The organism is Kitasatospora sp. McL0602 (assembly GCF_052076145.1).
Lineage (GTDB): Bacteria > Actinomycetota > Actinomycetes > Streptomycetales > Streptomycetaceae > Kitasatospora.
The window spans coordinates 4,341,202-4,355,069 of record NZ_CP197246.1 but is presented as its reverse complement, the minus strand read 5'-3'; the positions used below and the strand labels follow the sequence as shown (position 1 = coordinate 4,355,069).

The window sequence follows — 13,868 nt, the reverse complement described above, 5'->3', positions numbered from 1 at the left end:
CGATGGCGTAGCGGAATGGGGTGCATCGTGCCCCACTCGGGGAACACCGTCTCCCAGCATCAGGTTGGGAATGGTGTCGGCTGGTCGCGCAGCAGTTTCTTCCGTGGGCTCACGCCCGTGGGAGCAGATCCTCTCTCCTTGTCCGCCGACGGCGAGGAGGGGCCCATGCCGCGCCGCAAGCGGGACTAGCATGCGGAAGGACAGGGCGGGGACAGTCCCCGAACTGCCCGACCGCTCTGAGGAGCGATTAACGATGTTCGAGAGGTTCACCGACCGCGCGCGGCGGGTTGTCGTCCTGGCTCAGGAAGAAGCCCGGATGCTCAACCACAACTACATCGGCACCGAGCACATCCTCCTGGGTCTGATCCACGAGGGTGAGGGTGTCGCCGCTAAGGCCCTGGAGAGCCTCGGGATTTCCCTTGAGGCCGTTCGCCAGCAGGTCGAGGAGATCATCGGCCAGGGCCAGCAGGCCCCGTCCGGCCACATCCCCTTCACCCCCCGGGCGAAGAAGGTGCTGGAGCTGTCGCTCCGCGAGGCCCTTCAGCTCGGCCACAACTACATCGGCACCGAGCACATCCTGCTCGGTCTGATCCGCGAGGGCGAGGGCGTCGCCGCCCAGGTGCTCGTGAAGCTCGGCGCCGACCTCAACCGGGTGCGCCAGCAGGTCATCCAGCTGCTCTCCGGCTACCAGAGCGGCGGCAAGGAGTCGGCCACCGCCGGCGGCCCCGCCGAGGGCACCCCGTCGACCTCGCTGGTCCTCGACCAGTTCGGCCGCAATCTCACCCAGGCCGCCCGCGAGGCCAAGCTCGACCCGGTGATCGGGCGCGAGAAGGAGATCGAGCGGGTCATGCAGGTGCTGTCCCGCCGCACCAAGAACAACCCCGTGCTGATCGGTGAGCCCGGCGTCGGCAAGACCGCCGTCGTCGAGGGCCTGGCCCAGGCGATCGTCAAGGGCGAGGTCCCGGAGACGCTGAAGGACAAGCAGCTCTACACCCTCGACCTCGGCGCGCTGGTCGCCGGCTCCCGCTACCGCGGTGACTTCGAGGAGCGCCTGAAGAAGGTGCTCAAGGAGATCCGCACCCGCGGCGACATCATCCTCTTCATCGACGAGCTGCACACCCTGGTCGGCGCGGGCGCCGCCGAGGGTGCGATCGACGCCGCGTCGATCCTCAAGCCGATGCTGGCCCGTGGCGAGCTCCAGACCATCGGTGCCACCACGCTCGACGAGTACCGCAAGCACCTGGAGAAGGACGCCGCGCTGGAGCGCCGCTTCCAGCCCATCCAGGTCGCCGAGCCGTCGCTGCCGCACACCATCGAGATCCTCAAGGGCCTGCGTGACCGGTACGAGGCGCACCACCGGGTCTCGATCACCGACTCCGCCCTGGTCGCCGCCGCGACGCTGGCCGACCGGTACATCTCGGACCGCTTCCTGCCGGACAAGGCGATCGACCTGATCGACGAGGCCGGCTCCCGGATGCGCATCCGCCGGATGACCGCGCCGCCGGACCTCCGCGAGTTCGACGAGAAGATCGCCGACGTGCGCCGCGAGAAGGAGAGCGCGATCGACGCGCAGGACTTCGAGAAGGCCGCGTCCCTGCGCGACGACGAGAAGCAGCTCCTGCAGGCCAAGGCCAAGCGCGAGAAGGAGTGGAAGGCCGGCGACATGGACGTCGTCGCGGAGGTGGACGAGGAGCTCATCGCCGAGGTCCTGGCCACCGCCACCGGCATCCCGGTCTTCAAGCTGACCGAGGAGGAGACCTCCCGTCTGCTGCGCATGGAGGACGAGCTGCACAAGCGCGTCATCGGCCAGAAGGACGCCATCAAGGCGCTCTCCCAGGCCATCCGGCGCACCCGTGCCGGCCTCAAGGACCCGAAGCGCCCCGGCGGCTCGTTCATCTTCGCCGGCCCGTCCGGTGTCGGTAAGACCGAGCTGTCCAAGACGCTGGCGGAGTTCCTCTTCGGCGACGAGGACGCGCTGATCGCCCTCGACATGTCGGAGTTCAGCGAGAAGCACACCGTCTCGCGGCTCTTCGGCTCGCCCCCCGGCTACGTCGGGTACGAGGAGGGCGGCCAGCTCACCGAGAAGGTGCGCCGCAAGCCGTTCTCGGTCGTCCTCTTCGACGAGGTCGAGAAGGCCCACCCGGACATCTTCAACTCGCTGCTGCAGATCCTGGAGGACGGTCGCCTGACCGACTCCCAGGGCCGCGTCGTCGACTTCAAGAACACCGTCATCATCATGACGACCAACCTCGGCACCCGGGACATCTCCAAGGGATTCAACCTCGGCTTCGCGGCCACGGGTGACTCCACCACCGGGTACGAGCGGATGAAGGCCAAGGTCAGCGAGGAGCTCAAGCAGCACTTCCGCCCCGAGTTCCTGAACCGTGTCGACGACATCGTGGTCTTCCACCAGCTGACCGAGGAAGACATCATCCAGATCGTCGACCTGATGATCGACAAGGTCGATGCCCGCCTCAAGGACCGCGACATGGGCCTGGAGCTGAGCATCGAGGCCAAGCAGCTGCTCGCCAAGCGCGGCTACGACCCGATCATGGGTGCCCGTCCGCTGCGCCGCACGATCCAGCGCGAGATCGAGGACCACCTCTCCGAGAAGATCCTCTTCGGTGAGCTGCGCTCCGGCCAGATCGTCGTGGTCGGCGTGGAGGGTGAGGGCAAGGAAGCCAAGTTCACCTTCCGCGGCGAGGAGAAGTCCCCCGTGGCGGACAGCCCGGCGGCCGTCACCACCGGACCGGACCTGACCAAGTAGGTCACCCGCTCGACAGGAAGGGCCCTTGCCCCGGCGCACTGCCGGGGCAAGGGCCCTTCCTCATGTCCGGATGCATGCGCCCGGGGTTTACATGACGTCACATTTACCTCACGAACGCCTGTGATGAACCGCACGGGAATCCCCGCCGTTCGGCGGGTACCCAGACACGTTCGGACACGATGGATGCCCTGGCCTCCGTTGCCGAACAGTGGGCTTGACCGACCATCAGCTGATCGGAGTGCCAGAGGATAGCGCCGTGCCCATGTACGGTCAAGGTCTTTCTTTTTTACCTTCTCTTGGATCAAATGTCCTCCACCTGTCTTTCATTGGTTCACCAGTACGGCAAACAGCCGCACCGGTATGGGGAGGACGTCACAACGTTGAAGATATCCACGAGGAGTGTTGCGGCCAGTGCGGCCGTGGCCGTCATCGCCTCACTCGGCATGCTCCCGACCGTGGCCACCGCCGCGCCGGCTCCCGCTGCCGCACATGACCCGGCCTCTGCCACTGCGGGCCCCGTCGACTACGACCTTCCCGGTCCGCTGACCGAGAAGGTCAAGGCGGAGCAGGAGGAGGCCACCCGGCAGCTCCTGGCCGGCACTGCCAAGATCGAGCAGCACGGCAGCGGCACGAGCATCAAGCTCGGGCCCGAGAAGTACGTGGAGCTCGCCCGTCAGCGCACGGACAAGATCTTCACGATCCTCGTCGACTTCGGCGACCAGGTGGACACCACCACCAAGACCGCCGACGGCAAGCTCAAGTACGGCGGCACCCCCGGCCCGGCGCACAACCAGATCGAGAAGCCGGACGCTGCCACCAACAACTCCACCGCCTGGCGCGCTGACTACAACCAGCAGCACTTCCAGGACCTGTACTTCAACCCGAACCAGCCGTCGATGAAGACCTTCTACGAGCGGCAGTCCTCGGGCCGTTACTCGGTCGACGGCCAGGTCACGGACTGGGTCCGGGTGCCGTGGAACGAGGCCCGTTACGGCTCGGACTACTGCGGTGCGCACATCTGCAACAACGCGCAGGACCTGATCCGCGACGGCATCAACGCCTGGGTCGCCGACCAGAAGGCCAAGGGCCAGACGGACGCTCAGATCAAGGCCACGCTCTCCCAGTACGACCAGTACGACCGGTACGACTTCAACCACAACGGCAACTTCAACGAGCCGGACGGTTACCTCGACCACTTCCAGATCGTGCACGCCGGTGAGGACGAGTCGGCAGGCGGCGGCAAGCAGGGCACCGACGCGCTCTGGGCCCACCGCTCCTACGTCTACGGCGCGCAGGCCGGCCAGACCGGCCCCGCGGGCAACAAGCTCGGTGGCACCCCGGTCGGCGACACCGGCATCTGGGTCGGCGACTACACCATGCAGCCGGAGAACGGCGGCCTCGGCGTCTTCGCGCACGAGTTCGGCCACGACCTCGGCCTCCCGGACCTCTACGACACCACGGGCAAGGACGACAACTCCGTCGGCTTCTGGTCGCTGATGTCGTCGGGCTCCTGGCTCGGTGAGGGCAAGAACGAGATCGGCGACATGCCGAACGACTTCGACGTGTGGAGCAAGCTGAAGCTCGGCTGGCTCAACTACGCCCAGGCGCAGTCCGGCAAGACCACGACCGTCACCCTCGGCCCGGTGGAGTACAACACCGCCAAGCCGCAGGCCCTGGTCGTCACCCTGCCGAAGAAGACCGTCACGACCACCATCAACACCCCGTTCGCGGGCAACGGTGAGTGGTGGAGCGGCAGCGCCGACAACCTCGACGTCACCCTCACCCGTGACGTCGACCTGACCGGCAAGACCTCGGCGACCCTGGCCGCCAAGGGCTGGTACGACCTCGAGCAGGACTACGACTACGGCTACGCCGAGGTCTCGACCGACGGTGGCGCCAACTGGACCGCCATCGACGGCACCTTCGACGGCAAGGCCATCGAGAAGAACCCCGCGGGCAAGGCCGGTCTGACCGGTTCCTCGGCCGGCAAGTGGGGCGACCTGTCCTACTCGCTGAACGCGTACGCGGGCAAGGCCGTCAAGGTCCGCTTCCACAACACCACCGACGGTGGCGTGCACAACCCGGGCTTCGCCCTGGACAACATCAGCATCACCGCTGACGGTGCGACCGTCCTCTCCGACGACGCCGAGCACGGCGCCAACGGCTGGACGGCCACGGGCTTCTCGCTCATCTCGGGCAAGTTCTCCAAGGACTACGACCAGTACTACCTGGCCGAGAACCGTCAGTACGTGTCCTACGACGCGACCCTGAAGACCGGCCCGTACAACTTCGGCTTCTCGAAGTCGAAGCCGAACTGGGTCGAGCACTACGCCAACCAGGACGGTCTGCTGATCTGGCTCTGGGACACCTCCCAGTCCGACAACAACGTGACCGACCACCCGGGTTCGGGCCTCATCCTCCCGATCGACGCCCACCCGACCCCGCTCAAGTGGGCCGACGGCACCCTGATGCGCTCGCGCCTCCAGGGCTACGACTCCACCTTCGGGTTCGACAAGACCGACGGCCTCAAGCTCCACAAGGCCGACGAGCCGGTCTCGATCTACCCGACCGGTGGCAACCGCAGCTTCAACGACCACACCCGCACCTACTGGGACCCGTCGACGCCGTTCAGCAGCGTCAAGGTCCCGGACACCCACACGGGCATCACCGTCCTGTGGGAGAGCCTCGACAAGATGGAGACCACCGTCCAGGTGAAGGCCATCCGCTAGTCGCGGCCCGTCTCTGACGGAACATCTGCTGTGGCCCCCGGCGGGGAACCGCCGGGGGCCACAGTGCTTTCAGTTGACCGTCAGGATGCCGGGTGGGAAGAGCTCCTGGCCCAGGATGCGGGTGCGCCGGTACCTGCAGTCGACCACGACGCTCTCCGGCAGGCTGGGGTGCGCGGCAAGCTCTGTCAGATCGAGGCTCTCCGCCAGCGGGAATGTGACCCGGAGGAGACCGAGGTTCGGAAACAGCTCCGGGATACGGCCCAGCGGATAGCCATCGGACAAGTTGCCGAGTGTCAACTCCCGGACGCCCGGGAGCGCCACGGTACTGCCCCAACGTGCCAGGTCCGTGGCGCTGACCCGCACGCGCGTCAGCGCGGGCATCCGCCCCATCGCATCGATCGCATCGCCCGTAAGACGAGGAACAGTGCCGAGCCAGAGGCTCTCCAGGGCCGTGTCCGCCAGTGGGGAGAGATCAGTCACCTGTCGGCAGCTCCTCAGGACGAGTTCCTTCAACGACGGCCACCCCCGGAAGCTGGAGAGATCACTGAAGCCGGCCACGCCGTCGAGCACCAGGTGGACCGTGTGCTCCGCCAGCGGCCTCCAGAGCGAGCTGTCGGCCAGCTGTGACCCCTGGAGAACCACTCCCGGCCAGGCCCCCAGCCTGACCAACTCGGCAAGCTGTGCGGGGGATGCGACCTGTACCTCCGTCCGGGACCGGTCGACCCTTGTCAGCACACGCCGGGCGAACTCCCGCTCGCCGAAGTGCGACCACTGCCCCGCGACGTTGGTCGCGTGTGGACGATCGGCCCAGCTCTCAAGCAGGTCCAGCGCCTGGGGGCCGCCGATCCGGCCGACGATCCCCGGAAGCAGATAGCGGCCCCAGTATGAGTTGCCCTCCGCCGCGCGTCGGAGCACCGGGATGAGTGCCTCTCCCACCTCGGCCAGCCGCAGATGGTCAGTGCCGGTCAGCAGAACGTCCAAGTGCTGCTCAATCCGCAACAGGACCGCCTCCCGGACCTCCCGGGCGACCTCCGGTGCGAACGGCAGACAGCTGCCCGCCAGCAGGAAGATATCCGGCTTCCGGATGTCCCTGGCTCTGTCGCCCTCATCCAGAATCCTGGTGAGCAGCTCACCACGGTCGTTCCGGCCGCAGTGACCGACCGTCAACCGGATGACATCGGCCCACTGTTCCTCGGCCGCGTGGTCCGCCAGCAGGCCGAAGTCCCGTTCCTCCTTGAACTCCATCGCTGCCAGGTAGTCCTGGAAAGTGCGGTGGACGAACTGGAAGGTCTCGACGCTGGTCTCGGCTATCAGGCCGCTGCGGTTGAGCAGGTGCCGGTAGACGGCCTCGGCGTCGCCCTGGGCCGCCGCGTCCGGCAGGTCACGCAGTGCCTTGGTGATCTGCGCCAGCGCGTCCGAACGTCGGCCCTCCACCTGGTTGTTGCGGACCAGCCAGTGGGCGATCCGCCGCAGCAGAGCGAGCTGCTCCTCCTCGGAGAGCCGCAGCTGCTCGGCGCAGCGGACGCTGCGGGTCTCGTCTCGCCTGACCAGCATCATGGTCAGCGCGTCGCGGTAGATCTCCATCCGGCGGGTCGGCAGCACGCCGTCCGACTCGCGGTTCAGGGCGCAGAGCATCGCGCAGAGCAGCGGGCTGTCGGCGAGCTGGTCCAGCTGCGGCGACCGCTCCAACGCCTTCAGCAGGTCGGCCTGGTGGCGTGCCGTCTCCCGCTTCAGCTCCTCCTGTTCAGCCACCGCGTCGACGCCTTTCAGCGCATCCCGCAGGGCTGCCTGGTGCCACCGCTCCACGAACAGCCGACGGTCGCCGCCGGTCATCGGGCTGAGCGAGAGATCGTCGAAGCCGAGGTGGTCGAGCCAGCCGGGCGGCACGGCCGACGGCCGCACGGTGGCCAGGGTCCAGACGTCCGGGTAGTGGTCGAGCAGGCACTCCAGCCACTCCAACGCCTCGTCACGCTCTGCGGCGGGGACTTCGTCCAGGCCGTCCACCAGCAGCATGGCGCGCCCGCTGCTCAGCATCCGGTGCGTCCAGCCCGGCGGCTCGCGGTCGGCACACATCCGGTCGTCGAGGCGGAGGAACTCCTCCGGCCTCGGCTTCATGGTGTCCTGCCGGAAGAGCTTGCGCAGTTGGAGGACGAGCGGCACCCGGTGGTTGAGCCCGGCCAGTTCGGGGCCGAGCCGCCCGGCCAGGGCCTGGACGGCCAGCCACTGGACCAGGGTGGTCTTGCCCGAGCCCGCCTGCCCTCTCAGCAACACCCGTCTTCTGCCCGCGAGTTGCTGATCGACCCGCTGCGGCGCCGCAGGCTCCGGGTAGTCGGGCCGGCTCCGGTCCTCCGTCTGACCCGCCTCCAGGCTCAGGTAGGCGGCGTCCAGCTCCCAACCCCGGCGGCCCTGCCCGCGCTGCCGCAGGCCGAAGATCCGGATCCGGCCGTAGTCGGCCCGGATCGCCTCCGCGTACTCGTGCGCGAAGCGGGTGTCGGCGGTCTCGGCGGCGGAGATGCCGTGCAGCTCCGGTACGCCTCCGAGGTGGGCCGTGAGGGCCCCGGCCAGCCGGGGTGAGGCGAGGATGTCGGCGGCGGGGACGAGACCGAGCTGCGAACCGTGCCAGGCGGACCGGCGGCGGTCGGTCACCACCACGCCGAGCAGGTACTCCTGGTACCGGAGCGCCGCCCCCGAGAGGCCCGACCACGGGGAGCCGGAGTCGAGTTCGGCCCAGGGAGGCAGCTGCGTGAGCACCACGACCTGGCGGTCGCTCAGCAGGCCCGCACCCGGCGTCAGGGTGCCCAGCACCTGCGAGCTGTCCAGCCGGTCGGCCTCACCCCGCCCGGCGACCGGGAAGCCGGTCAGGTGGCAGCCCGGCACCGGCTCCAGGCTGTCGACCCGGCCCCAGAGCACCGGCGCAGCCACCTCAGCCGGAGCCAGCTCCTCGGACGTGCGCAGCAGCGCCACGTCCAACTCGTCGTCGCGTCCGACCACTTCGAAGTCCGACCACCCGGCGCCGCCCGGGACGGCTGCCTCGCCTGCTGTGAAGCCGTCCAGCAGGTGGGCCGCCGTCAGCACGAGTCGGGGAGCCAGCAGGTAGCCGCTGCCCTGCTGCTTCGCCCGGACGGCGACCACCCGCTGCGGGGCGGCCGCCGCCATCAGAAGCCGTCCCGGCTGCCGAGGCCGGAGCTGCCGACCATCACGTCGGCGCCGGTGGCGGTGTCCTTCGGGGTGAGGGTGACCGAGATGCGGTGGGTGCGCTGGTGGGCGAGGCCGGCTTCGGCGTCGGCGGAGAAGACCAGTGCCTTGATGCCGCCCTTCACCCTGGCGTCGCGCTTGAGCTCGACCGAGAACTCGAGCTTCACCTCGCCGACGTCGAACCGGATCTGCTGCCCCTCGGCCCGCTCCGCCGCTTCGGCCAGCTGCTGCCGGACGGCCTCCACGGCGTCTGCGAGTTCGATGCCGCTCTCCATGCCCCACCCCTGACTGGCGGCTGTGCTGCCGCCTCCGGGTCGAGGTTAGAGCGTCGAGGTCAGAGCAGGGCGAGGAACTGCGTCATGGCCTCGGAGACCTCCGCCGCCGTCCACTCCAGGGCGGCCGCGCTGATGGTCACCTCGGTCATCGCGAGGCCGGGGACGGCGGTGTCGCCCCAGAAGCCGAAGAGGGCCGTGCCCTGCTCCTCGGCCAGCCGGACGGTGGCCTCGTTGAGCGCCGACGCCTCGTACGGGAGCCAGAGTTGGAACTGGTGGGTGTGCGGCGGGTCGGGGTTGACCCGGGCGCCGGGGGCGGCGGCCAGGGCGGCGGCGACGACCTTGGCGTGGGCCACGTACGCGTCCAGGTGCGGGAGTTCGCGCTCGATGCCCGCGAGGGCGGTGAGCGCGGCGGGCCACTGCTGCCAGAGCTGGCCGCCGTAGCGGTGCCGCCAGACCTTGGCCTCCTGGATGAAGCCCTCGTCACCGGCGAGCGCGGCGCCGCTGATGCCGCCGAGGGTCTTGTAGTAGGAGACGTAGACCGAGTCGGCGAGGTCGGCGATCTCGGGGAGGGTGTGCCCGAAGTGCGAGGTGGTCTCCCAGAGCCGGGCGCCGTCGAAGTGGACGGTGATGAACTGCTCCTTGGCCTCTGTCGTCACCGCAACCAGCTCGTCCCAGGTCGGCAGGACGAATCCGGCGTCACGGAGCGGGAGTTCGACCACCAGCGCGTCGCACGGCTCCTCCAGATCGCGGATCTCCTCCACGGTGGGGAGCCTGGGCGCGGTGGTCGGCGCGATGCTCTTCAGGCCGGAGAGCCGGGAGTAGGCGCGCCGCTCGTGCACCTCGGGGTGCGAGAGGGGGTGCATGGCGACCGTGCCGGTGTCGGTCGCCCAGATGCGGAGGGCGACCTGCTGCGCCATGGTGCCGGTGGGGAAGAAGGCGGCGTCGGGCTTGCCGAGCAGTTCGGCCGTCCGCAGCTCCAGCTCCCGGACGACGCCGTCGCCGTAGACGTCCGGGAAGCGGTCGAGGTCGTACGCCTTCTCGGCGCCGGACGGCAGCTCGGCGAGGAGGTCCCGCAGGGTCTGCGGGCGGGCTCCGGAGAGCAGCCGCGTGGCGCGGTGGCGCGCGGTGCTCCGGCGGAGACGGGGGTCGGGGACGAACGAGGCGTCGCTTGGGGTGTCCTGCGGGGTGTCGGTCACCCGTCAGATGATGCCGCAGCCCTCGGTTCGCGCAACCGAATACCCGAGGGGTGCGGCTCGAGCACCCGCCGGGACTAACGCGGCGGGTAGAGGGAGTACGAGGGGAAGTTGCCGAAGAGCTTCTCGTCCGCGCCGTCCGCGCTGTAGGTGACCGCTCGGACGAGGAGGTCGCCGCCGACGAACGCGCCCTTCCAGGAGGCGCCGAGACCGCCGAAGACCTCCTCGCGGTCGCCCCGGCTGCGGGGCTTGTTGATGCCGACCTTGAAGGCGAGCAGATCGGGGGCGACCCGCTCGGCGAACCCGTGGTCGTCGGTGGCGAGGGAGGCGACGAGGGAGCCGTTGCCCGCGTTCATCGCGGCGAGCAGTTCGGCCTCGGTGTCGACCAGGACGATCGAGTCGAGCGGGCCGAAGGGCTCGGAGTGGTGCAGGGCCCAGCTGGCGGGCGGGTCGAGGACGGCGGCGGGGGCGAGGTAGGCGTCGTGCGACTGGCCGGGCAGGAAGGTACCGGTGGAGAGGTCGCCGACGTGCAGCGGGACGGCTCGGGCCGCGACGGCGTCGGCGAAGTGGCGGCGGAGTTCGGCGGCCTTGGCGGCGTGGATGACCGGGCCGAAGTCGAGGTCGGGCAGCGGGTCGTCGGGGGCGGTGACGGCGAGCGGGTGGCCGAAGCGCAGGCCGCGCAACACGCCGATGTAGGTCTCCAGGAAGGCCGGGAAGAGCGAGCGCTGGACGACGTACCGGGGGTAGGCGGTGCAGCGCTGCTTGGCGTACTCGAAGCCCTTGCGCAGGTGGGCGGCGAGGGCGGGCCAGTCGCTGTACTGCCAGATGCCCCAGGTGTTGAGGCCCTCCTGTTCGAGGAAGTGACGGCGGTTCAGGTCGGCGAGGGCGGTGGCGGCCTTGCGGCCGTTGGCCCGGCCGCCGACGAAGGCGAGGGCGCCGAGGCCGTCGGCCCGGATCAGCGCGTCGGCGATCTTGCTGCCCTCGCCGGAGAGCAGGGTGACGGGCAGCCCGGCCCGCTGCATCACCGCGTGGGCGAGGGTCAGGCAGTGGAAACCACCCTGGGAGGGGGTTTTGGCGACGACGGCGTTGCCCGCGAGCAGCTGGACGAGCTCGGCGTGCACCTGCACGCTCATCGGGTAGTTCCAGCTGGCGATGTTGGAGACCGGTCCGGGCAGCGGGCCCCGGCCGGCGAGCTGGCGGTCGATGTTGTCCAGGTACCAGCGGACGCCGTCCAGTGCGCGGTCGACGTCGGCGCAGGCGAGCCGCCAGGGCTTGCCGATCTCCCAGACCAGCAGCAGCGCCAGCAGGTCACGCTGCTCGGCGAGGCCCTCGACGGCGGCCGCGACCCTGGCCTTGCGCTCGTCCAGTGGCAGCCGCCCCCAGGCGGTGTGCTGGTCGATGGCGAAGGCGACGGCCGCGTGCGCCTCCTCGATGCCGACCCGGGGCGGGCCGGGGATGGGAGTGCCGTCCAGCGGGGTGGTGTGCTCGCCGGGGGTGCCCACCGGGCGCCACTCGCCCCGGACGAGGTTGAGCAGCCGGTCCGCGGAGAATGCCTCGGGGGCGGCCTGGACACAGCGGGCGTAGGTCTCGGACCAGGACGTGCCGGGCTTGAGCTGCGGTGCCGTCATGAGGAGTCCTCCGGTCGGGGAAGGCGTTCTCGGGCAGGACGGGTGCTGCTGTTCCGTGCGTGGACCCAGCCTGGCACGGGGCCCTGCGGCTGGACAGCAGGCCCGGCGGGGGCGACCGGTGGGGATTGTCACAGCCTTGCGGGCTGATACGAGGGGCGGTAGTAGGCGGCGGCGGGCGGCGCGGTCGGTGGGGTGCGGAGGCGCCTCCGGGGCGTGCGGCGCGAGCTGAAGCGGATCGGATGATGTGCCGATGATCGGCTCAGCTGATCGTTACTCCATCGGCTTGAAGTTCTCGGGGCACGGTCACTACACGCCGTAGTAGGTGCGGTGATTTTGGATGACCAGCGGTGACCGTTTACACCTGGTTGGTCCCCCCGGCACGGCGAGCCCCATGCGGCTCGGCCCCGTGCTGTCCCGATCCGCGAGGTGCAATCACCCGATGCCTTCCCCGCATACCGCCCGCCACCGGCTCACCACGGCGACCGACTCCGTGACGCACTCCCTGCTCCGTCCCGCAGCCGCCTGGATCCGCGAACGGCGGTCGGTGGTGGCGTGCGGCGGCGCGGCGACCCTGGCCTTCGGCGCCCTGCTGCTCCCGGGCTTCTCCGCCTCGGCGCAGACCGTGCGGCCGACGACGCCGGGCAGCTCCGTCTTCACCTCGGCCCCCGCCGCGGCCGCGCACGCCGCCCGGACGGAGCCGGTCGGCCTGGTCCAGGTCTCGGCGCCCACCGCCTACCAGCTGCCCGGCTCGGCCTCCTCGCAGGACGCCGTGACCGTAGCCGGCAATCTGGCACCCAGCGCCCCCGCACCCGCCCCTGCCGCGACCCCTGCGCCCGAGCCCGCCCCGGCGCCCGCACCGGCCCCCGCGCCCTCCTTCTACTCCCCTGCGCCCGGCGCCCTGGTCAGCAACCCGTACGGGGTCGCCAACCACGAGTACGCGGCCGGGTACCACACGGGCGTGGACTTCGCGGTGGACAGCGGCACCCCGCTGCGCGCGGTCGGTGCCGGCACCGTGGTGTCGGCGGGCTGGGACGGCGCGTACGGCCGGGAGATCGTGCTGCGGCTGGCCGACGGGCACTTCGCCGAGTACGCGCACATGTCCTCGCTCACGGTCGACGCCGGTGAGTCGGTGACGCCGGGCCAGGAGATCGGGCGCTCGGGCACTACCGGGAACTCCACCGGGCCGCACCTGCACTTCGAGATCCGCAACGCCAACAAGTACGGCTCCGTGGTCGACCCGATCGCGTACCTGACCGAGCGCGGCGCGACCGACTTCTGACCGGGCCGACGGCTGAGCCCGACCGGGACCGGGCCGGGCTCAGCCGCTCGCGGTCGGTCTCAGCCGATCCGCTCGGAGATCTCCAGCGCCACCTGGAGGGCCGCCTCCATCGCCTCCGCCTGGGTCGCCGACGGCAGGCCGCAGCCGTCCTCCGGGTCACCGTGCTTGAGCAGGAAGAACGCCGAGTTGATGGCGAAGAGCGACATCGTCGCCCGCAGCTTGTCCCGGAAGTCCGCGTCCGGCCCGTGCACCAGCCGGATCATCGCCAGCATCCGGGCCTTGAACTCCAGCCCGGCCGGCGACTCCCGCAGGGCGGGCTGGTTCTCGTGGAAGAACCGCAGCAGCGGCGCCCGCTCGGCCATGCCCTCGGCGAACCGCCGGACCAGCTCGTCGCGCAGCTCGGGCGACCAGTCCTTGCCCTCGCCCCAGGCGATCGCCTCGTCGATGGGCGCCGCCATGCTCTGCACGATGCCGTGGACGATGTCGTCCTTGGTCTTGAAGTGGTAGTACAGCGCGGCCTTGGTCACGCCCAGCCGGTCCGCGATCTCGCGCAGCGAGGTCTTCTCGTACCCCTGGGCGGCGAAGAGTTCGAGAGCCACGTCGATGATGCGCGCCCGGGTGTCGCTGCGGGGGCTCTGCGTCGTACTCATGGCTAGCTGGCCTACCTCATGACTGCGTGGACGGGACTCTGACTGGCTGGGCAGAGCGTGACGCGAGGGCGGGCGGGTCCACGAGCTGGGGCTGGACCACCCGTTCCGGAGTGCATTGTCCCTGCCCGAGCGCCTGCGGCCGAAACCGGCTT

8 protein-coding genes are annotated in these 13,868 nt (G+C 69.9%); 3 read left to right on the top strand and 5 right to left on the bottom strand.

Going from position 1 to position 13,868, the window contains the following annotated elements:
• Window positions 1–253: 253 nt before the first annotated feature.
• The gene (locus ACR68M_RS19850; protein ID WP_441245450.1) at window positions 254–2,767 is read left to right on the top strand and encodes an ATP-dependent Clp protease ATP-binding subunit; all 2,514 of its coding nucleotides are present in this window, start codon (window positions 254–256) and stop codon (window positions 2,765–2,767) included.
• Window positions 2,768–3,153: 386 nt separating this feature from the next.
• Window positions 3,154–5,496 carry an immune inhibitor A domain-containing protein gene (locus ACR68M_RS19845; RefSeq protein WP_441251655.1) on the top strand — a complete coding sequence of 781 codons (2,343 nt, stop codon included), beginning with the start codon at window positions 3,154–3,156 and terminating at the stop codon, window positions 5,494–5,496.
• Window positions 5,497–5,565: 69 nt separating this feature from the next.
• On the opposite strand, the gene ACR68M_RS19840 is transcribed toward ACR68M_RS19845, so the two are convergent.
• The 4 genes from ACR68M_RS19840 to ACR68M_RS19825 form a co-directional block, all read right to left on the bottom strand.
• Complete coding sequence (locus ACR68M_RS19840) at window positions 5,566–8,652, bottom strand: NACHT domain-containing protein (RefSeq protein WP_441245449.1); 3,087 nt, start codon at window positions 8,650–8,652, stop codon at window positions 5,566–5,568.
• The gene (locus ACR68M_RS19835; RefSeq protein ID WP_441245448.1) at window positions 8,652–8,966 is read right to left on the bottom strand and encodes a trypco2 family protein; all 315 of its coding nucleotides are present in this window, start codon (window positions 8,964–8,966) and stop codon (window positions 8,652–8,654) included. Before ACR68M_RS19835 ends, ACR68M_RS19840 begins: the two co-directional genes overlap by 1 nt.
• Window positions 8,967–9,025: 59 nt before the next feature.
• Window positions 9,026–10,162 (bottom strand): threonine aldolase family protein, encoded by a 1,137-nt coding sequence (locus ACR68M_RS19830; RefSeq protein ID WP_441245447.1) that lies wholly within the window; start codon window positions 10,160–10,162, stop codon window positions 9,026–9,028.
• Window positions 10,163–10,236: 74 nt separating this feature from the next.
• Window positions 10,237–11,787 carry an aldehyde dehydrogenase family protein gene (locus tag ACR68M_RS19825; RefSeq protein WP_441245446.1) on the bottom strand — a complete coding sequence of 517 codons (1,551 nt, stop codon included), beginning with the start codon at window positions 11,785–11,787 and terminating at the stop codon, window positions 10,237–10,239.
• A gap of 439 nt (window positions 11,788–12,226) precedes the next feature.
• On the opposite strand from ACR68M_RS19825, the gene ACR68M_RS19820 reads away from it, so the two are divergent.
• Window positions 12,227–13,066 (top strand): M23 family metallopeptidase, encoded by an 840-nt coding sequence (locus tag ACR68M_RS19820; RefSeq protein ID WP_441245445.1) that lies wholly within the window; start codon window positions 12,227–12,229, stop codon window positions 13,064–13,066.
• A gap of 59 nt (window positions 13,067–13,125) precedes the next feature.
• On the opposite strand, the gene ACR68M_RS19815 is transcribed toward ACR68M_RS19820, so the two are convergent.
• Window positions 13,126–13,716, bottom strand: coding sequence for a TetR/AcrR family transcriptional regulator (locus tag ACR68M_RS19815; RefSeq protein WP_441245444.1), 591 nt, complete (start codon window positions 13,714–13,716; stop codon window positions 13,126–13,128).
• Between the last annotated feature and the right edge of the window lie 152 nt (window positions 13,717–13,868).

What these genes read in the sequence shown, in the direction of transcription:
- ACR68M_RS19850 (WP_441245450.1), top strand. Translation starts at nt 254, where the DNA reads ATGTTCGAGAGGTTCACCGACCGCGCGCGGCGGGTTGTCGTCCTGGCT.
- ACR68M_RS19840 (WP_441245449.1), bottom strand. Translation starts at nt 8,652, where the DNA reads ATGGCGGCGGCCGCCCCGCAGCGGGTGGTCGCCGTCCGGGCGAAGCAG.
- ACR68M_RS19835 (WP_441245448.1), bottom strand. Translation starts at nt 8,966, where the DNA reads ATGGAGAGCGGCATCGAACTCGCAGACGCCGTGGAGGCCGTCCGGCAG.
- ACR68M_RS19825 (WP_441245446.1), bottom strand. Translation starts at nt 11,787, where the DNA reads ATGACGGCACCGCAGCTCAAGCCCGGCACGTCCTGGTCCGAGACCTAC.
- ACR68M_RS19820 (WP_441245445.1), top strand. Translation starts at nt 12,227, where the DNA reads ATGCCTTCCCCGCATACCGCCCGCCACCGGCTCACCACGGCGACCGAC.
- ACR68M_RS19815 (WP_441245444.1), bottom strand. Translation starts at nt 13,716, where the DNA reads ATGAGTACGACGCAGAGCCCCCGCAGCGACACCCGGGCGCGCATCATC.